The organism is Pseudomonas sp. LBUM1645 (genome assembly GCF_059716185.1).
This window is the reverse complement of the sequence record NZ_CP166811.1, coordinates 6,965,248-6,984,403: the sequence shown is the minus strand read 5'-3', so window position 1 is coordinate 6,984,403 and position 19,156 is coordinate 6,965,248. Positions and strand designations below refer to the sequence as shown.

Below are 19,156 nucleotides of genomic sequence, written 5' to 3'. Positions count from 1 at the left end.
TAAAATTTCGGAAACATTTCGGAGGTTTCCTACATTCATCCTTGCTAATTATTGGCATTCTGCGCACCTGTCACGCGGCGTGAGGCTCTTTATCCCTGCCCGATTTGACGGACCGCTCTGCGTCAATGGTTTCAGGGCGATCAGGTGAGGCGGTGATTATTAATGCGGTATCGGGGAATCCCCTTACATATATAGGGAAATCTCCTACAGGCAATAAACAACACTTCGTTTTATTGTTTAATCAGATGCTTGCTAGTGGCCATCATCGTGAGTACGATGCGCGCACTTGAAAGAGCACGAACTCAATTGGATGAGACTAATCGCAGCTCTTTGATTCTGTCCCGCGTCGTTGGAATTCCAATAGACGTATGACTGTAATCCTAATTAAAGGCCATGGATGTCCTACTCAAGCAAACTTTCTGCTCATTACCTCGAGCTCGCAAAAGCCTCTGTTTCCAAAGAGAATTTCGCGGGCGAGGACGTTCGCTTTTCGAGCGAATATGAGGCGCTGGAAAGCGAGCTGGGCAAAGCCCAATCCATGCACGAAAGCGGTCAGATCGACTGGCTGAAAATCCGCGAAAACAGCGAAAGCCTCCTGCGCACCCAGTCCAAGGATTTGCGGGTTGGCGCCTGGCTGACCTGGGCGCTGTACCAGCGCGAATCCTTTCAAGGGCTGCTGGCTGGCCTCGGTTTGCTGCACTACCTGTGCGAAAGCCACTGGGCTGAAGTCCACCCGAACAAGGCCCGCACCCGCTCCGCTGCGATCAGTTGGCTGGTGCCGCGTCTCGAGCAAGTACTGACCGAAAACGTCGCGATCAAAGAGCAGTTGCCGATGTTCCGGCGGCTGGTCGAACACCTTGAAGGTCTCGATGCCGCTTGCACCGAGTACTTGGGCGACGATGCGCCGTTGCTGCTGCCGATCTCCCGCCGCCTGAAGAACATGGTCCAGCGTGCCGCCGACAATCAGCCGGAACCTGGCGTCGTCGGCGCGGCGGTGGCTCAGGTCAAACAAGCCGCCACGCAACTGTTCACCCCCGGCGCACCGATCGACAACGAAAAAGAAGCCCATAAAGCCCTGCGCGCCCAGCAGGAAAGCGCGCGGCCGTTGTGCGCCTGGTGGCTCAAGCAGAAAGCCACCGATCTGCGCGCCTTGCGCCTCAATCGCACACTGTTGTGGTTGCCCATCGACGCGGTGCCCGAGCGCAACGCCGAGCAGATCACCGTTCTGCGCGGGTTGCCAGCCGACAAGCTCAAGGCCTACCAGGACCGTTACGACCAGGCCAAATACGCTGACCTGCTGGTGGAACTGGAGGCGAGTCTGGCGAAGGCGCCGTTCTGGTTCGATGGTCAGCGAATGGTTTGGGAGTGCCTCCAGGGGCTCAACGCCGAGATGGCTATGCGCGAAGTGGAAATCCACTTCGCGCTTTTGATTCAGCGCCTGCCCGGCATCATCGAATTGCGTTTCCATGACGGCGCCCCGTTTGCCGATCCGGCCACCCGCGCGTGGGTCAGCGCCCACGTCATGCCGCATCTGCAAAGCGCCAGTGCGCCGCGCAAGGTCGAAGTCGCCGACACCCAGCCGGCCTGGGAACTGGCCCTGGAAGAAGTCCTGCCGATTTTGCGCAAAGACGGCCTCAAGGCTGCTGTGCAGATTCTCAAGCATGGCCTGCAAAGCGCCCAAGGCGGACGCGTCCGATTCTTCTGGCAGTTCGCCCTCGCGCGGCTGTGCTTCATAGCCAAGAAATACGAACTGGCCAGGACCCAACTCGAAACGCTGGACCAAACATTACAGGACTCAGGCCTGAACGCCTGGGAGCCCGATCTTGCGCTGGAAGTGCTGCATTTACTGCATAGCTGCTGCGAGTTGTTACCGCAGAACCATGCCGTACGTGAACGCAAGGAAGAGATTTATCGCAGGCTGTGCCACCTCGATCTCGAAGTGGTACTCGAATAGGCCCCAGGGCCACAACCGCAAGGAGAATAGCCATGGCCAAAGAAGGCTCGGTAGCCCCCAAGGAACGCATCAACGTCACTTTCAAACCTGCCACCGGTGGTGCTCAGGAAGAGATTGAACTGCCGTTGAAACTACTGGCAATCGGTGACTACACCCACCGCAAGGACGAACGTAAAGTCGAAGATCGCAAGCCGATCAGCATCGACAAGATGACCTTCGACGAAGTGCTGGCCAAGCAAGAGCTGACCCTGACGTTGAACGTGCCGAACCGCCTTCAGGAAGAGGGCAGCACTGAAGAGCTGGGCGTGCAACTGCGCGTCAACTCGATGAAGGACTTCAACCCGGCCAGCCTGGTCGAGCAAGTGCCTGAGCTGAAAAAACTGATGGAACTGCGCGACGCGCTGGTGGCCCTCAAAGGCCCGCTGGGTAACGCGCCTGCGTTCCGCAAAGCCATCGAAGGCGTTCTCGCCGACGACGAATCCCGCGGTCGCGTACTGGGTGAGCTGGGCTTGAACGCCGCAGCCCAGGACGCCCCCCAGAACGTCTGAGCCACCATCAGTCAAGGAAGCCAACAATGAGCACTAGCGCAGCACAGCAAAAGAGCAAAGAGAACGGCGAATACAGCATTCTCGACAGCATCATCGCCGAAACCCGCCTGACGCCGGACGACGAAGCCTACGACATCGCCAAGCGCGGTGTGTCGGCCTTCATCGAAGAGCTGCTCAAGCCGCAGAACAACGGTGAGCCAGTCAAGAAGGCCATGGTTGATCGCATGATCGCCGAGATAGATGCCAAGCTCAGCCGCCAGATGGACGAAATCCTGCACCACCCGTCTTTCCAGTCCCTGGAATCGTCGTGGCGTGGTCTGCAGTTGCTGGTCGACCGCACCAACTTCCGCGAAAACATCAAGATCGAAATCCTCAACGTCTCCAAAGAAGACCTGCTGGACGATTTCGAAGATTCGCCGGAAGTGATGCAGTCGGGCCTGTACAAGCACATCTACACCGCTGAATACGGTCAGTTCGGTGGTCAGCCGGTTGGCGCGATCATCGCTAACTACTTCATGTCCCCAAGCTCGCCGGACGTGAAACTGATGCAGTACGTGTCCAGCGTTGCCTGCATGTCCCACGCGCCGTTCATCGCCGCGGCCGGCCCGAAATTCTTCGGCCTGGAAAGCTTCACCGGTCTGCCGGACCTGAAGGATCTGAAAGATCACTTCGAAGGCCCGCAATTTGCCAAATGGCAGAGCTTCCGTCAGTCGGAAGACTCCCGTTACGTTGGCCTGACCGTGCCGCGTTTCCTGCTGCGTAACCCGTACGATCCGGAAGAAAACCCGGTTAAATCGTTCGTGTACAAAGAAACCGTCGCCAACAGCCACGAGCACTACCTGTGGGGCAACACCGCCTACGCGTTCGGCACCAAGCTGACCGACAGCTTCGCCAAATTCCGCTGGTGCCCGAACATCATCGGCCCGCAGAGCGGTGGCGCAGTTGAAGACCTGCCGTTGCACCACTTCGAAAGCATGGGCGAAATCGAAACCAAGATCCCTACCGAGGTTCTGGTTAGCGACCGTCGTGAATACGAACTGGCTGAGGAAGGCTTCATCTCCCTGACCATGCGCAAAGGCTCCGACAACGCGGCGTTCTTCTCCGCAAGCTCGGTGCAGAAGCCGAAGTTCTTCGGCATCAGCGCAGAAGGCAAGGCAGCAGAGCTGAACTACAAGCTCGGCACCCAACTGCCGTACATGATGATCGTCAACCGCCTGGCTCACTACTTGAAAGTGCTGCAGCGCGAGCAACTCGGTTCGTGGAAAGAACGTACCGACCTCGAGCTGGAACTCAACAAGTGGATCCGCCAGTACGTGGCCGACCAGGAAAACCCAAGCGCCGAAGTGCGTGGCCGTCGTCCACTGCGCGCTGCCCAAATCATCGTCAGCGATGTTGAAGGCGAGCCTGGCTGGTACCGCGTCAGCCTGAACGTGCGCCCGCACTTCAAGTACATGGGTGCCGATTTCACCCTGTCGCTGGTTGGCAAACTGGACAAAGAGTAAGCGGAGCTAACTCATGACTGGATACGGCAGCCTTTTCGAACGCCTGGGTGGCGACGCGGACAAACGCGTCGGCTGGAGCCGCGAGGTCTCCGCCATGGCGTCCGTGGCTGCCCATCTGGCCAAGATGCTCAGCACCCGTGCGGGCAGCGTGCAAACGCTGTCCGATTACGGGCTACCCGATCTCAATGACATGCGTCTGAGCCTGCACGACTCCCTGAGTCAGGCCCGTCTGGCCATCGAAAATTTCATCGAAGCCTACGAGCCACGCCTGAGCAATGTGCGTGTCATTTCCCTGCCGCGTGACCACGATCAGCTTCGCCTGTCCTTCAGCATCGAAGGCTTGCTGGAAGTTGATGGTTTCAAGCGTCAGGTCAGTTTCGCCGCGCGCCTGGATGGCAGCGGTCAAGTCAAGGTCAACTAAGGAGATTCGTATGTCCGGCAAACCCGCAGCCCGCGTATCCGACCCCACCGCTTGCCCGCTCCCCGGCCACGGCACCAACCCGATCGCCGCCGGTTCCGGCGACGTGTTCTTCGACGGCCTCGCGGCCGCCCGCCAAGGCGATGCCTCGGCGTGTGGTGGTGCGATGGTCGGTGGGTTGTCGGGGACCGTTTTGATTAACGGCAAACCTGCCGCCACCGTGGACTCGGTGGGGACTCATGGCAACAAGGTTACGGCCGGGTCCGGGACCGTGATCATCGGGTAATTGGCATTTGGCGGCGTAGTCCTGCCCATGAAACCGTCGTGCAGGGAGGTATCGAAGTGATCTGGGTAAAACGCCTCCTCATGGCAATGGGTCCGCTTGCCTGCAAGGTTCTACGTTCCGATAAAGCCATGGCTGCGGTTGACCATGAATAGCGAACGAATCATCGGTCTGGTCGTGCATGCGCTGGCCTGCGTGCTCTACATCGTCATGAACAACTATGCCGTGCCTGTCTACAAACAGCTCGTCGGCGGGCTGACGTCTCGCGGTGTCGCCATCGGCATGGGCATGTACTTTATTTTTTACTTTTTCATCTTCTTGAATTTTGTTTTGGTCTTCATCCATCGCCTGGCCATCAAGTTTGGCGTGGCAGTCTTCATGATGCTGTCGATCCTGTTTTACATGCTGCCGCAGTATCCCGTTCGCGGCATGGCGTATTGCGCCTTGGCGGGCGGTTTGACCGTTTGCGCCATCTTGCTCACCCGCGTCCTCGATGCTGCTTTTACCCGCTGGCGCGCAGCGCGGGGAGTGGCCAGGTCGTGATTCGCAACCGTCGATTTACCTCGCCCCTAGTATTGATCCCAGCCCTGATGGGCCTCTTCGTGCTGGTTGTCTTCCTTGGCCTGAAGATTGTGAGTTCCCTGACGGCGAAGCCCTTGGATAAAGACTGGAGCGAGTCGGGTAAGTGCTATGTCGTCAGATACGCCCCCGGCTATAAAGCGTGGGGTGCGGTCGGGCGGATGATCGAGTTGTACAGCAGCCCGTACTTTTATCGTGTGTACACAAAAGACGACGTGCTGCTCAAATCGTCCGAATGGTATCTGTGGATGAGAGAGGGCAACGCCAGTGTTGCCGCTGAGTTCCATGGTGAAATGGTTGTGTATCCCGGCGAAGAAGGCTGGGAAAGCTGGACGGTGGCCGAATGTCGCTGATGGCCAGATTGAGCGTGCGCGCATCCATCAAACAGCGTTTGGTCAAGGGGCTGGCTGTGCTCCTGTTGGCAGTCGCGTTCCTTGCCTGGACGACGCCCGTGTTTTCCAACGCCCTGATGTTGCTTATGGACCGGGAGAATTTCATCCCGGCGCAGTCGTCGATCTGGACGTTCGAACCGTATGAAATCAACCAGGGATCCTCGTCGTACTGGCTCTATGGTGAGGACTGGTTCAACTATTACTACTTTGCCTACACCCCCGAAACACCTTACCGGCTGATCGCCAAAGGCAATCAGTGTACGGGCTTCGACAAGCGCGATGTCCGCACATGGTGCACGCCATGATGCCTTGGATGCAGGTGTGGAAATGGCTCAATCATTTACTGAGCCTGATTGGCGCGTTGGCCATTATCGGGGTCGTGACATTTTTCATTGCTTCGAGCCCTGCCAACACATCAACGCCGGTATTGCCCGGTCACCCCGATGCGGTATGGCGCGGGGCGCAGGATGGCGGCTTTTTCATCGAAATCACCCGGTCCAATCCGCCGGATTATTTCGTGCAGGTGCGCTATGAGCATGGCGATATCTACAGCGAAGGTTGGGTTCGGTTCCAAACCCCCGACGGTAAGCCGCTGACGATGGCGCGGGTCAACAGTGCCGATGACGGATACGTCTATGTCGACTCGTATCTGCCCATGACACCGGACAAAGGAGGGGCCCGCCAATGAAACTTCGCGCATCCATGGCGTCTGTATTGGCGGCAGGTGGCCTGTTAATGGCCGGCTGCACGACTCAGATGAAATACATCAACGAGATTGACCTGGTGAACACCTGCGGCGTGCCGCTGCAGGTCGAGGCGTTGCACGCCACCAACTGGTTGCCGCCACTGGAGCCGCTGGAGCCACGCATCGTTGCACCGGGCGAGCGGATCGCCGTCGCCAGCTACATGTCCTTCGGCGAAGACGTCGATGTACAAGTCAGTTGCAGCTATTCGCTGACCGTCAAAGGTGCGGAACGCACACGTCTCGTCAGTGCCGATGACATGCGCTACGCCCTGCTGGGCGTCAAACGTGAGCGCGATGGCAGTCGCCGTATCTGGACACTCAAGGATGGAGTCTTTTGCCCATGATCAACGTATCGGATGAGATGCGTAAGTACCTGATGTTTGTGGCCGACAGCGATCTGTTCGGCGGCCTCGCGATCTTGAGTTTTCTGCTGATTGTTACGGCAATCAGCAAGCGACTGCGCCAGTCATGGCTGCATCGCGCGCTGACTTTCATGGTCCTGATTTCGTTGGTGGCCATCGAAATCGCCGGCAGTTGCTACTCATCGGTGCCTCCCGCATGAATATGCCCGCGCGCATCATCTGCTGCCTGTTGATCCACAGTGTTTTCTGTGTGGGTTACACGTTTCTGAACAACTTCGCGGCCGACTGGTACATCTCGACCTACGGCGGCTTGACCTCGCGTGGCGTGAACATTCGTCTTACCAGCAAATTCCTCTACGAGTTTTTTCTCGTTTTCAACGCGGTGCTGGCGCTGATTCCTGTACTACGTGTGAAGTTGATTCTGTGGGCGATCTGGGTGGGGCTGATTCTCTTGTGGATGCTGCCGGATCATCCGCTGCGGGCGCTGCTCTATGGCATAGGCCAAGGGACATTCACCTTGACGGCGATCCTTCTCAGCACCGGGCTGGATGGCTGGTACAAGCGCAAATTTGCAGGCGCCAAAGCCTCGAAGCTCGCGTCGGGGGCCGAACATGCTTAGCCGCGCGCAACTGACTTTCTTCATGGTTGCCTTGTGGTGGCCATTGCTGGCGGTGCTGGTGATTTTTTCCTATGGCCTGTGGATTGGCGAGTACTCCACGTTCGATTCATCCGAGACCCATTGGGTGTACCTGTTGTGGTGGGGCATCCCCGGGCTGTTGATGTTTTCGCTGTGGACTTCTCGATCCGCCAAGAGCCGAAACGAGCAACAAGCACTGCGGATGGTCTGGTTGGCGCCCTTGAAGTTCATTCCGTTCTACGCCGTGCCATGGATGCTTTATGGCTTGTTCAGTCTGGTCGCCGGGCCGCTCAGTGACTCTTACATGGCCTACGGCTGGATCCTGATCGTGCCGTACCTCCTGATCGCCGGCTACGTCTGTGCCGGTCTGACGGTTGCGCTCTACAGGACGTTTTATTCATGAGATTCAATACCAGGCAGGTAACCCGTGTCGTTTAACCACTACTACCAAAGCGAACTCACCGCACTTCGCCAATTAGGTCGTCGATTCGCCGAGCGTAGCCCGGCGTTGGCGCCTTTTCTGGGCCAGGCCGGGCGGGATCCGGACGTGGAGCGGTTGCTGGAAGGCTTTGCGTTCCTGACCGGCCGCCTGCGTCAGAAGCTCGACGACGAGTTGCCGGAGCTCAGCCATTCGCTGATGCATTTGCTGTGGCCCAACTACATGCGCCCGCTGCCGGCGTTCAGCATTTTGCAGTTCGATCCGTTGAAGCGATCGGGACCTGCGTTGATGGTCGAGCGCGATACGCCGGTCGAGAGTGTGCTGATCGATGACGTGCGTTGCCGTTTCCGTACCTGCTATCCGACCGAAGTCTTGCCGCTGGATCTGGCCGCGCTGAATTACTCGGTGAAAGGCGACGGTTCGCTGTTGAGCCTGCGTCTGGAGATGAGCGCTGACGGTCACCTCGGTGAGCTGGAGCTGAGCCGTCTGCGTCTGCACTTCGCCGGTGAGCGCTACATCAGCCAGATGCTTTACCTTTCCCTGTTGCGCAACCTGGAAGGCATCGAACTGATCCCGCTGGACGGTGCCGGCAAGCCCATCAATGGTGTGAACGGCACGCCGATGGCATTCAAGATGCCCGGCGACCGCGTGCAGCCGGTGGGTTTTGCCGAAGAAGAAGCGTTGATCCCGTATCCGCTGAACACCTTCCGTGGCTACCGCTACCTGCAGGAATACTTCGCCTTTCAGGACAAATTCCTGTTCGTCGACATCAACGGCCTGGACCTGCTCAAGGCCCTGCCGGAAGACACGCTCAAGCAGATGCGCGGCCTGGAATTGCGCTTCGATATTCGCAAGAGCGGCATTCAGCGCCTGCGCCCGACGCTGGACAACGTGAAGCTCTACTGCACGCCGATCGTCAACCTGTTCAAGCACGATGCACTGCCGATCCGCCTCGACGGCAAGCAGGACGAATACCTGCTGTTGCCAGCCGAATACGACCTGGAAAACTGCGGTGTGTTTTCGGTGGAAACCGTCACCGGCTGGAAGCCCGGTGGCCTTGGTTATCAGGAGTACGTGCCGTTCGAATCGTTCGAGCACGACCCGAGTTTCGACGTGCCCAACAGCCGTCCGCACTACAGCATTCGCCAGCGTTCGTCCTCGTTGCACGACGGCCTCGACACTTACCTGAGCTTCGGCATCCGTCACACCGAAGCCCACGAAACCCTGTCGATCGAGTTGATGTGCACCAACCAGAATCTGCCAAAAAAGCTCAAGCTCGGCGACATCTGCATGGCCTGCGAAGAGACGCCGGAGTTCCTCAGTTTTCGCAACATCACCCCGGCCACGCCCAGTTATGCGCCGCCGCTGAACCGTGACTTCCTCTGGAAGCTGATCAGCAACATGTCGCTTAACTATCTGTCGCTGGCCGACGTCAATGCGTTGAAGGTGATTCTCGAAACTTACGACCTGCCGCGCTACTACGACCAACACGCTGAAAAAGTCAGCAAGCGCCTGCTGGGCGGGCTCAAGTCGATCAAGCACCAACACGTCGACCGCTTGCACCGAGGGTTGCCGGTACGCGGGTTGCGCACCGAGCTGACCATCGATCCGGAAGGGTATATCGGCGAGGGCGACCTGTTCGTTTTCGCTTCGGTTCTTAACGAGTTTTTCGCGCTTTACGCCAGTCTCAATTCGTACCACGAGCTGCGGGTAAAAAGCACACAGGGAGAGGTGTACCAATGGACACCACGTATGGGTCTGCAACCCCTGCTTTAAGCGGGCTGACCCGGGTAATACGCGAGTACTCGCTGTTTCAGGCTGTGCTGCTGGTGGTTGACCGGCTGCGCGAGGCGCACCCGTACCTGAGCGAAGACGATCTGTATGACCAGCTGGAATTCCAGGCCAATCCGAGCCTGGGTTTCCCCGGCAGTGACGTCGATCGCGTGGAGTTTTTCGAAGAGCACGGGCAGATGCGCGCGCGTCTGCGTTTCAACCTGATCGGCCTGGTCGGTTCCGGTTCGCCGCTGCCGGCGTTCTACGGCGAACAGGCCCTGGGCGATAGCGAAGACGGCAACCCGACCCGCAACTTCCTCGACCTGTTCCACCATCGCCTGCAACGGCTGATGCTGCCGATCTGGAAAAAATACCGCTACCGCGCAAGCTTCCAGAGCGGTGCACTCGACCCGTTTTCGTCGCAGCTGTTTGCGTTGATCGGACTCGGTGGCGAAGAGATCCGCAGGGCCCAGGAGCTGAACTGGAAACGCCTGCTGCCGTACCTCGGCTTGCTCAGCTTGCGGGCGCATTCGGCGGCGCTGATCGAAGCGGTGCTGCGTTACTACTTCAAGCACGCCGAACTGACCATCGAGCAGTGCATCGAGCGTCGCGTCGAAATCCTCGAGGAGCAGCGCAATCGCTTGGGCCGCGCCAACAGCCTGCTTGGCGAAGACCTGGTGCTGGGCGAACACGTGCGCGACCGCAGCGGCAAATTCCGCATCCATATCCGCGAGCTCGACTGGCAACGCTTCCACGAATTCCTGCCGATCGGTTTCGGCTACCAGCCGCTCTGCGCACTGGTGCGGTTCACCCTGCGTGACCCGCTCGACTACGACATTCGCCTGGTGTTGCGCCAGGAAGAAATCCGCGAACTGCGCATCGGTGAGCAGAACGCCTGTCGCCTGGGATGGACCAGTTGGCTCGGCCGCGAAAAAGCGGACGGCGTGGTGACCCTGGGCAGCAAAATTCATTAAGGACAGATGACCAATGATCAACGTAGACCTGCAACAACTTATCCAGGCGCTGGATGCCGAAACCCGTCGTGACCTGGAAAGTTCTGCCGAACGCTGCGTCGCCCGTGGCGGCAGCAAGATCCTCGTCGAAGACTTGCTGCTGGGCTTGCTGGAGCGCCCGCAAGGATTGCTCGCACGCGCGCTGCAAGACGCTGAAGTGGATGCCGGTGAGCTGAGCGCCGCGTTGCAATCGCGGGTCGAGCACAGTGCTTCGCGCAACCCGGTGTTCGCCCCGGAACTGGTGCAGTGGCTGCAAGACGCGTTGCTGGTGGCCAACCTTGAACTGGGCCAAAGCCAGGTCGAACAAGCCGCGTTGATCCTCGCGCTGTTGCGCAACCCGATGCGCTACGCCGGTAGCCGCTACCAGTCGTTGCTGGCCAAGCTGAACATCGAGCGCCTGAAAGAATTCGCCCTGTCGCAGAAAGAACAACCGGCCACCGGTAAACCCGCTGTGCCCGGCGAATCGCTGCTGCAGCGCTTCACCCACAACCTGACCCAACAGGCCCGCGACGGCAAACTCGACCCGGTGTTGTGCCGCGATGGCGCGATCCGTCAGATGGTCGACATCCTCGCCCGTCGCCGCAAAAACAACCCGATTGTGGTCGGTGAAGCCGGCGTCGGCAAAACCGCCATCGTCGAAGGCCTGGCCTCGCGCATCGCGGCCGGTGAAGTGCCGCAAGTCTTGAAAGGCGTTGAGTTGCTGTCGCTGGACATGGGTCTGTTGCAGGCCGGCGCCAGCGTCAAAGGTGAATTCGAACGCCGCCTCAAAGGCGTGATCGACGAAGTCAAAGCCTCGCCGAAACCGATCATTCTGTTCATCGACGAAGCCCACACCCTAATCGGCGCGGGCGGCAACGCCGGCGGTTCCGACGCGGCCAACCTGCTCAAGCCAGCCCTGGCCCGTGGCGAGTTGCGCACCATCGCCGCTACCACGTGGGCGGAGTACAAAAAATACTTCGAAAAAGACCCGGCCCTGGCCCGTCGTTTCCAGCCGGTGCAACTGCACGAACCGACCGTCAGCGAAGCGGTGACCATCCTGCGTGGCCTGGCTCAGGTCTACGAGAAGAGCCACGGCATCTACCTGCGCGACGACGCAGTGGTTGCGGCGGCTGAGTTGTCTGCTCGCTACCTCGCAGGCCGTCAGCTGCCGGACAAAGCTGTCGACGTCCTCGACACCGCGTGCGCTCGCGTACGCATCAGCCTCGCCGCCGCACCGGAAAGCCTTGAACGCCTGCGTGGTGAACTGGCTGAAGGAGGCCGTCAGCGTCAGGCTCTGCGCCGTGATGCCGAGGCCGGTCTGCTGATCGATCACGAAGCGCTGGACGCTTTGGAAGATCGCCTGGCCGAAGCCGAAGATGAAATGGTCGCCCTCGAAACCCTTTGGACTGAGCAGAAAGAACTGGCAGAGCGCCTGCTGGACCTGCGTCAGCAACTGGCCAAGGCCCGCGAAGCTGCTGCCGTCGAGCCAACCGTCACGGTTGAAGAAGATGCCGAAGGCACCGTGATCGAAACGCTACCAGTGGACGAAGCGCAAAGCGTCGAAACTCTGGAAGCCGCGCTCAACGAAACTCACAAAGCCCTGACCGAACTGCAAGTCAAAGAACGTCTGGTGAGCTTCGAAGTCTGCCCGCGTCTGGTGGCCGAAGTGATCAGCGCCTGGACCGGCGTGCCATTGGCGCAACTGGCCCGTGAGCACAACGCCAAGGTCGCGAGCTTCGCCACCGACTTGCGCACGCGCATCCGTGGTCAGGAACAAGCCGTTCACGCACTGGACCGCTCAATGCGCGCCACCGCTGCCGGCCTGAACAAACCTGATGCGCCGGTCGGCGTGTTCCTGCTGGTCGGCCCAAGCGGCGTCGGCAAAACCGAAACCGCACTGGCCCTGGCGGACTTGCTGTACGGCGGTGATCGTTTCATCACCACCATCAACATGTCCGAGTTCCAAGAGAAGCACACCGTCTCGCGCCTGATCGGTGCGCCGCCGGGCTACGTTGGTTACGGCGAAGGCGGCATGCTCACCGAAGCCGTCCGTCAGAAGCCGTACTCCGTCGTCCTGCTCGATGAAGTCGAAAAAGCCGACCCGGACGTGCTCAACCTGTTCTACCAAATCTTTGACAAAGGCGTGGCCAACGACGGCGAAGGGCGCGAGATCGACTTCCGCAACACGCTGATCCTGATGACCTCGAACCTGGGCAGCGACCGCATCGCCGAGCTCTGTGAAAACGGCGCGCGGCCGTCGGCCGAAGTACTCGAAGAAACCATCCGCCCGGTCCTGAGCAAACACTTCAAACCGGCGCTGCTGGCGCGCATGCGCGTGGTGCCTTACTACCCGGTGGGCGGTCCGGTGCTGCGCGAGCTGATCGAAATCAAACTCGGCCGTTTGGGCGAGCGCTTGAACCGTCGTCAGCTGGATTTCACTTACTCGCAAGACCTCGTCGATCACCTGGCCGATCGCTGCACCCAAAGCGACAGCGGCGCGCGCCTGATCGACCATTTGCTCGACCTGCACGTGCTGCCGCTGGTGGCCGACCGCTTGCTCGATGCGATGGCCACCGGCGAAAGCCTCAAGCGCGTCCACGCGACGCTCGACGGCAACGCCAGCGTGACCTGCGAGTTCGTCTGAGGTGGGCGTGATGTTCACTCAAGTGCCGCAACCGCTGGTCTATGCCGAAGCCTTGCTGGCGCAATTCGCCAGCCTGTCGCGCGCGGCGGACGGTGCTGCGCTGCTGGGTGACTTCGTGCGCGGCTTGGCCGAGCTCAGCGGTTGCGAGTTGACGCAGCTGTACCTGCTGGACGCGACTCACACGTGCCTGGGGATGAACGCCGAATGCCTCAACGGCATTCTGCAACCCAGGGAATCGGCGAGCCTGCCGGCGGATTACAACGGTGAACAACTGCTGCAATTCGCCCTGTGCCAGAACCGCGTGGTGTGCCTCAGCGAGTTGAGCGGCAGCCTGCACGAAACCAGTTTCCTGCCGCCTCAGGCCATGCCTTGGCAGTCGCTGTTGTGTGTGCCGCTGGTCAATCAGCAGAAAGCCGTCGAAGGCTTGCTGGTGTGTGCCAGTCGCCGGCACATCGACCTGCAAGGCTTTGCCGATTCCCTCGGTCAACTCGGTTCGTTCGTGCTCGGCCAACTGCATTTACTGCAGCGTTTGCGTCAGCCGACCGGTGATACACGGCTGCCGGCGAAAATCAGCGTCCCGAGCGCCAGCGGTTACGGTTTGATCGGCAAGAGTTCGGCCATGCGTCAGACCTATTCGCTGATCAGCAAAGTCCTGCACAGCCCGTATACCGTGCTGCTGCGTGGCGAAACCGGCACCGGCAAGGAAGTGGTCGCGCGGGCGATTCACGACTGCGGGCCGCGCCGGTCCCAGGCGTTCATCGTGCAGAACTGCGCGGCGTTCCCCGAGAACCTGCTGGAAAGCGAACTGTTCGGCTACCGCAAAGGCGCCTTCACCGGTGCTGATCGCGACCGTGCCGGGCTGTTCGATGCGGCCAACGGCGGCACCTTGCTGCTCGATGAAATCGGCGACATGCCGTTGTCCCTGCAAGCCAAGTTGTTGCGGGTTCTGCAGGAAGGCGAGATTCGTCCGCTGGGTTCCAACGACACCCACAAGATCGACGTGCGCATCATCGCCGCGACTCACCGTGATTTGTCGGTGCTGGTCAGCGAAGGCAAATTCCGCGAGGACTTGTACTACCGCCTCGCGCAATTCCCGATCGAGTTGCCGGCCCTGCGTCAGCGCGAAGGCGACATCCTCGATCTGGCCCGGCACTTCGCCGACAAGGCGTGCTCATTCTTGCAGCGCGATGCGGTGTGTTGGTCCGATGCGGCGCTGGATCACCTGTCCGGTTACGCCTTTCCTGGCAACGTGCGTGAACTCAAAGGCCTGGTCGAACGCGCGGTGCTGCTGTGCGAGGGCGGTGAGTTACTGGCCGAGCATTTCTCCCTGCGCATGGAAGCCATGCCGGAAGACAGCAGCGGCCTGAACCTGCGCGAACGCCTGGAGCAGGTCGAACGCAGTCTGCTGCTGGATTGCCTGCGCAAAAACGACGGCAACCAGACCCTCGCCGCCCGCGAACTCGGGCTGCCACGCCGCACGCTGCTGTATCGCCTCGGGCGCCTGAATATCAACCTGGGTGATTTCGATGGTTAACGTATTTCGCGGCCAACAATTACCTGTGGCGAGGGAGCTTGCTCCCGCTCGGCTGCGCAGCAGTCGTAATCCGGCCGACACGGTCTGCCTGAATAAACGGGACAGCCGGTTTTGGGGCTGCTTCGCAGCCCAGCGGGAGCAAGCTCCCTCGCCACAAAAAATTGGTTTCAGGCCCCGATATAGAGCCTTGGAAATCATCCGATCCGCTTTTGATAGCGCCGCCCAACCGGGTCGGCGCTTTGTACTTTGTCTACCCCTGGAGACCCTCTGATGTCTGTTCGTCACTGGCAAGCCGTCCTGCTGACCCTCGTCGTTCTATGCGGCCTCGGCGGCTGTAGCGGCAATTACAAATACAACGACAACACCTATCGCCCATTGGGTGATCCGCAGGCGGTCAATCGCGGCAAGTGACCGCAAGGAGTATCACCATGGAACTGGTTTTCGAAATGCTCAACACCAAGCAGTTCGTGCCCACGGATTTGTGCCAGAAGACCTTCAAACAGGCCGGTGGCGTGATCGGTCGGGGCGAGGATTGCGACTGGATTATCCCGGACCGCAAGCGTCACCTGTCCAACCACCACGCGTTGATCAGCTACCGCGAAGGCACGTTTTTCCTGACCGATACCAGCAGCAACGGTATCCAGGACAGCGAAAGCGGCGCGCGCCTGCGCAAGGGCGAAGCGATGCGCATCGAGCACGGCAGTGTCTACGTGCTGGGTGACTTCGAGATCCGTGCGCGGCTGGTGCGCGACCCGGCGACCTTCGACGTTGAAGTCGGCCGTCCGCAAGCAGCGGGCAGCATCATTCCGGATGACGCGTTTCTCGATCTCGACCCGCTCAATGCCCTCGATCAGCAAGAGCGCGTGTACTCGGAAATCGACGAACTGATCTCCCCGAGCACGACGATCGAGGACACCCGTCAGCGCGCCGACTATGCGCGCATCGACATGGAAAGCCTGATGGTGCCGGAGCTGATCAACGCCCCGGCAGAGCCAGCACCCGCGCCACCGCCGAAAGCGGTCGAGCGTCAGAGCGAAGGTTTCTGGGAGCACTTCGGTGCGGCGCTGGGCGTGGACCTCAAAGGCCTCGACCACGATGCCCGCGAAGCCCTGGCGCTGAACGCCGCACGCCTGCTCAAGCAAAGCGTCGGCGGTTTGCAGCAGAGCCTGCGCACCCGCAGCGAACTGAAAAACGAACTGCGCCTGGCCCAGACCATCGTTCAAGGCACGAATAAAAACCCGCTGAAATTCGCTGTTGATGCCGGTGAAGCGCTGGGCATTTTGTTGCAGCCGAACAAGCCGGGCCAATTGCCGGCCGAGCAGGCGATCTCTCGTTCGTTCCGTGATTTGCAGGCGCATCAGGTGGCCTTGTTGACGGCCAGCCGCGCCGCCGTTCGCGGCACGCTGGAACACTTCTCGCCAGAGCAGTTGACCCTGCGTTTCGAGCGCGACAACAAGCCGATTATGGCCACGTCCGGCAGTCGCTGGAGAGCTTACGGTCGTTATCACCAGGCCCTGCGTCAGGACGATGACTGGAGCGAGCGCCTGCTGGCCCGCGACTTCGCTCAGGCCTACGAAGAACAGATCCGCCTGATTTCCACCCTTCACACCGACCACCAAGGATGATGCGCATGTCTCGCTGCTCGACCGCTTTTTTCAAGACGCTGACGGCGTTCGCGGCCCTGGTGCTGCTGGCCGGTTGCTCGTCACTGTCGCCGTATTCCCACGTCACCAAGCTCAACCTGAAGCTGACCGCCAGCGATCAGCTGAACCCGGACCTCAACGGGCGTCCGTCGCCGATTGTTGTGCGTCTGTTCGAGCTTAAGCATCCGGTGACGTTCGAGAACGCTGACTTCTTCAGCCTGTACGAGCGCGCCAAGGAATCCCTGGCCCCGGACCTGGTGGCCAGTGAAGAAATTGAGCTGCGTCCAGGTGAAACCGTGGAAATGAAACTCAGCGTGGAGGAGGGCAGTCGCTACGTCGGCATCCTTGCTGCCTACCGCGATCTGCCGGAAACCAAATGGCGCTACACGGTGCAAGTCACCCCGGTGGAAGTCACCGACGCTGATCTGACCCTCGACCAGGCCGGTATTCGCAACAGCAACGAAACGCTCGCCAAGGCGGATGACTGATCATGAATTCCCATAAAGTGATTTGGCAGGAAGGCATGCTGCTGCGTCCGCAGCACTTCCAGCACAACGATCGCTACTACGACCACCAGATGAAGACCCGCACGCAGTTGCTGGGCAGCTACACCTGGGGCTTCCTGAACCTGGACATCGACTTGCAGTTCCTCAACATGGGCAAACTGGTGATCAGCCAGGCCTCGGGGATTCTGCCGGACGGCAGCCTGTTCGAGCTCGGTGGTAACACCGAACCGCTAGCGCTCGACGTGCCGCCGAACACCGGTAACACGCCGATCTACCTGGCGCTGCCGCTGGTCACCGGCAACCACATCGAGTCGCGCCGTCCGGAGCAATCCGACGTGCTGGCGCGCTACACCGCGTACGAAGCGGAAGTCGCCGACTCCAACGCCGGCGACGATTCCGCCAGCCAGGTCAGCTGCGGCCGCCCGGACTTCAAACTGTTGCTCGGCGAGCAGCAGAGCGACCAGGCCTACGTGAAACTGAAGATCTGCGAAGTGCTCGACACCACGCCCGACGGCGTGATCAGCCTCGACCCGGACTTCGTGCCGACCTACATTCAGGCGCATTCGTCCAGCTACCTGCTGTCGTGCTTGAAAGAAGTGATCAGCATGCTCGGCCACCGGGGCGACACCATCGCCGAGCGGATCCGCTCCAACGGCAAAGTAGGCGGTGCGGAAGTCGGCGACTTCATGATGCTGCAACTGATCAACCGCACCGAACTGCTGCTGCGCCACTACCTCGGCCTGGAGCAGGTTCACCCGGAAGAGTTGTACCGCACGCTGCTGACCATGCTCGGCGATCTGGCGACCTTCTCCAGCGACAGCAAACGCCCGCGTCTGGACAGCCGTTACCAGCACAGCGACCAGGGCGCGAGTTTCCGCAAGCTGATGGAAGCGATTCGTCAGGTGCTGTCGATGGTGCTCGAACAGCACGCCATCGAACTGGTCCTGCAAGCGCGCCAGTACGGGATCATCGTCTCGCCGTTGCACGACCACAAACTGCTGGGCTCGGCCTCGTTCGTGCTCGCCGCCAGTGCCAACTGCGACTCCGAAGAACTGCGCCATCGCTTGCCGGCGCACCTCAAGGTCGGCCCGGTGGAGCGCATCCGCCAACTGGTCAACCTCCATCTGCCGGGCATCAAGGTCAAACCGTTGCCGGTGGCCCCGCGGCAGATCGCGTTCCACTCCAACAAAACCTATTTCATTCTCGAACTCAGTTCCGAAGACCTGGCACAACTCGAGCGCTCCGGCGGCTTCGCGTTCCACGTGTCCGGCGAATTTGCCGAGCTTGAACTGAAATTCTGGGCCATCAGGAACTGACTGACATGATCAAGGACATGGAACACAACCAGGACGATAAAACCGTCCTGCTCGACCGTCAGGGCCACGGCCCGGCGCAGAGTCCGCTGACAGATTTCGCCGCACCGCCGCGTTTTGAACAGCTCGAAGAACGGATGATTTATGCCGCGCGCCTGCGCCCGGCGGAATCCTTCAACATCAGCCTCAATTCGCTAGTCGCAGCGGCGTCTGACTTGTTGTCGGAAGTGGTGCGACTCAAGCACAGCGACACCCGCGAAGACATGTACGCGCTCAACGAGCGACTGACTGCCGGGCTGAAACTGTTTGAAGTCCGTGCGCTGCACAACGGCGCCGAAAGCAGCCAGGTGATGGCCGCACGTTACGTGCTCTGCACCGTGGTCGACGAAGCCGTCGTGACCACACCGTGGGGCAACGAAAGCGAATGGTCGCAGATGAGCCTGCTCAGCAGCTTCCACAACGAAACCTTCGGCGGCGAGAAGTTCTTCCAGCTGCTGGATCGCCTGTCGAAAAACCCGGTCAAGCACCTGCCGATGCTGGAGCTGATGTACCTGTGCCTGTCGCTGGGCTTCGAAGGCAAGTACCGCGTGCAAGCCCGCGGCATGCTCGAGCTCGAAGGCATCCGCGACGCCTTGTATCGCCAGATTCGTCAGTTGCGCGGCGACGTGCCTCGCGAACTGTCGCCCCATTGGGAAGGCTTGAACGATCAGCGCCGCAGCCTGGTGCGCATCGTGCCGGCGTGGATGGTGGTGCTGTTCACCGTGGTGTGCCTGGTGGTGATGTATTCGGGTTTTGCCTGGGTATTGGGCGAGCAACGCGAAACCGTTCTGCAACCTTATCAGCAGCTAGATCCGGCCGCGGTCCAGCCGCAGTCGCAGCCGTAAACAGGGAC

Annotated in this window: 21 protein-coding genes and 1 pseudogene; all 22 read left to right on the top strand. The window is 60.1% G+C overall.

The window, feature by feature from the left end; all coding sequences use genetic code 11:
• Window positions 1-397: 397 nt before the first annotated feature.
• The 22 genes and pseudogenes from tssA (at window position 398) to icmH (ending at window position 19,148) form a co-directional block, all read left to right on the top strand.
• A complete protein-coding gene (tssA, locus tag ACA079_RS31940) occupies window positions 398-1,954 on the top strand; it encodes a type VI secretion system protein TssA (RefSeq protein ID WP_497702109.1) in 1,557 nt (518 codons plus the stop codon).
• A gap of 32 nt (window positions 1,955-1,986) precedes the next feature.
• The gene (tssB, locus tag ACA079_RS31935) at window positions 1,987-2,502 is read left to right on the top strand and encodes a type VI secretion system contractile sheath small subunit (protein WP_129439931.1); all 516 of its coding nucleotides are present in this window, start codon (window positions 1,987-1,989) and stop codon (window positions 2,500-2,502) included.
• A gap of 26 nt (window positions 2,503-2,528) precedes the next feature.
• Entirely contained in the window at window positions 2,529-4,004 is a 1,476-nt protein-coding gene (tssC, locus tag ACA079_RS31930) for a type VI secretion system contractile sheath large subunit (RefSeq protein WP_415772309.1), read from the top strand.
• Window positions 4,005-4,017: 13 nt separating this feature from the next.
• Window positions 4,018-4,425, top strand: coding sequence for a type VI secretion system baseplate subunit TssE (tssE, locus tag ACA079_RS31925; protein WP_008150080.1), 408 nt, complete (start codon window positions 4,018-4,020; stop codon window positions 4,423-4,425).
• A gap of 10 nt (window positions 4,426-4,435) precedes the next feature.
• A pseudogene (locus tag ACA079_RS31920) lies at window positions 4,436-4,705 on the top strand (PAAR domain-containing protein); the annotation flags it as partial.
• Window positions 4,706-4,852: 147 nt separating this feature from the next.
• The gene (locus tag ACA079_RS31915) at window positions 4,853-5,248 is read left to right on the top strand and encodes a hypothetical protein (RefSeq protein ID WP_497702108.1); all 396 of its coding nucleotides are present in this window, start codon (window positions 4,853-4,855) and stop codon (window positions 5,246-5,248) included.
• Complete coding sequence (locus ACA079_RS31910; protein WP_497702107.1) at window positions 5,245-5,637, top strand: hypothetical protein; 393 nt, start codon at window positions 5,245-5,247, stop codon at window positions 5,635-5,637. Before ACA079_RS31915 ends, ACA079_RS31910 begins: the two co-directional genes overlap by 4 nt.
• Window positions 5,628-5,981, top strand: a complete 354-nt coding sequence (locus ACA079_RS31905) for a hypothetical protein (protein WP_497702106.1) — start codon at window positions 5,628-5,630, stop codon at window positions 5,979-5,981. Before ACA079_RS31910 ends, ACA079_RS31905 begins: the two co-directional genes overlap by 10 nt.
• A complete protein-coding gene (locus tag ACA079_RS31900) occupies window positions 5,978-6,364 on the top strand; it encodes a hypothetical protein (RefSeq protein ID WP_497702105.1) in 387 nt (128 codons plus the stop codon). The genes ACA079_RS31905 and ACA079_RS31900 overlap by 4 nt, the downstream gene beginning before the upstream one ends.
• The gene (locus tag ACA079_RS31895; protein WP_497702104.1) at window positions 6,361-6,765 is read left to right on the top strand and encodes a hypothetical protein; all 405 of its coding nucleotides are present in this window, start codon (window positions 6,361-6,363) and stop codon (window positions 6,763-6,765) included. Before ACA079_RS31900 ends, ACA079_RS31895 begins: the two co-directional genes overlap by 4 nt.
• The gene (locus tag ACA079_RS31890) at window positions 6,762-6,983 is read left to right on the top strand and encodes a hypothetical protein (protein WP_497702103.1); all 222 of its coding nucleotides are present in this window, start codon (window positions 6,762-6,764) and stop codon (window positions 6,981-6,983) included. Before ACA079_RS31895 ends, ACA079_RS31890 begins: the two co-directional genes overlap by 4 nt.
• Window positions 6,980-7,402, top strand: a complete 423-nt coding sequence (locus ACA079_RS31885; RefSeq protein ID WP_497702102.1) for a hypothetical protein — start codon at window positions 6,980-6,982, stop codon at window positions 7,400-7,402. The genes ACA079_RS31890 and ACA079_RS31885 overlap by 4 nt, the downstream gene beginning before the upstream one ends.
• A complete protein-coding gene (locus ACA079_RS31880; RefSeq protein WP_497702101.1) occupies window positions 7,395-7,823 on the top strand; it encodes a hypothetical protein in 429 nt (142 codons plus the stop codon). Before ACA079_RS31885 ends, ACA079_RS31880 begins: the two co-directional genes overlap by 8 nt.
• 24 nt (window positions 7,824-7,847) lie before the next feature.
• Window positions 7,848-9,635, top strand: a complete 1,788-nt coding sequence (gene tssF, locus ACA079_RS31875) for a type VI secretion system baseplate subunit TssF (RefSeq protein WP_415772301.1) — start codon at window positions 7,848-7,850, stop codon at window positions 9,633-9,635.
• Window positions 9,599-10,606 (top strand): type VI secretion system baseplate subunit TssG, encoded by a 1,008-nt coding sequence (tssG, locus tag ACA079_RS31870; protein WP_497702100.1) that lies wholly within the window; start codon window positions 9,599-9,601, stop codon window positions 10,604-10,606. Before tssF ends, tssG begins: the two co-directional genes overlap by 37 nt.
• Before the next feature lie 13 nt (window positions 10,607-10,619).
• Window positions 10,620-13,268: a type VI secretion system ATPase TssH gene (tssH, locus tag ACA079_RS31865; RefSeq protein ID WP_497702099.1), complete on the top strand. Its 2,649-nt coding sequence runs from the start codon at window positions 10,620-10,622 to the stop codon at window positions 13,266-13,268.
• 10 nt (window positions 13,269-13,278) lie between these two features.
• Window positions 13,279-14,802 (top strand): sigma-54 interaction domain-containing protein, encoded by a 1,524-nt coding sequence (locus tag ACA079_RS31860; protein ID WP_497702098.1) that lies wholly within the window; start codon window positions 13,279-13,281, stop codon window positions 14,800-14,802.
• A 270-nt stretch (window positions 14,803-15,072) separates the two neighbouring features.
• Window positions 15,073-15,213, top strand: a complete 141-nt coding sequence (locus tag ACA079_RS31855; RefSeq protein ID WP_008150087.1) for a hypothetical protein — start codon at window positions 15,073-15,075, stop codon at window positions 15,211-15,213.
• Window positions 15,214-15,230: 17 nt separating this feature from the next.
• Window positions 15,231-16,427, top strand: coding sequence for a type VI secretion system-associated FHA domain protein TagH (tagH, locus tag ACA079_RS31850; protein ID WP_497702097.1), 1,197 nt, complete (start codon window positions 15,231-15,233; stop codon window positions 16,425-16,427).
• Window positions 16,428-16,432: 5 nt separating this feature from the next.
• Complete coding sequence (gene tssJ, locus ACA079_RS31845; RefSeq protein ID WP_008150089.1) at window positions 16,433-16,933, top strand: type VI secretion system lipoprotein TssJ; 501 nt, start codon at window positions 16,433-16,435, stop codon at window positions 16,931-16,933.
• Window positions 16,934-16,935: 2 nt separating this feature from the next.
• Window positions 16,936-18,267, top strand: coding sequence for a type VI secretion system baseplate subunit TssK (gene tssK, locus ACA079_RS31840; RefSeq protein ID WP_046045022.1), 1,332 nt, complete (start codon window positions 16,936-16,938; stop codon window positions 18,265-18,267).
• A 5-nt stretch (window positions 18,268-18,272) separates the two neighbouring features.
• Entirely contained in the window at window positions 18,273-19,148 is an 876-nt protein-coding gene (icmH, locus tag ACA079_RS31835; protein ID WP_046053870.1) for a type IVB secretion system protein IcmH/DotU, read from the top strand.
• Window positions 19,149-19,156: the final 8 nt, after the last annotated feature.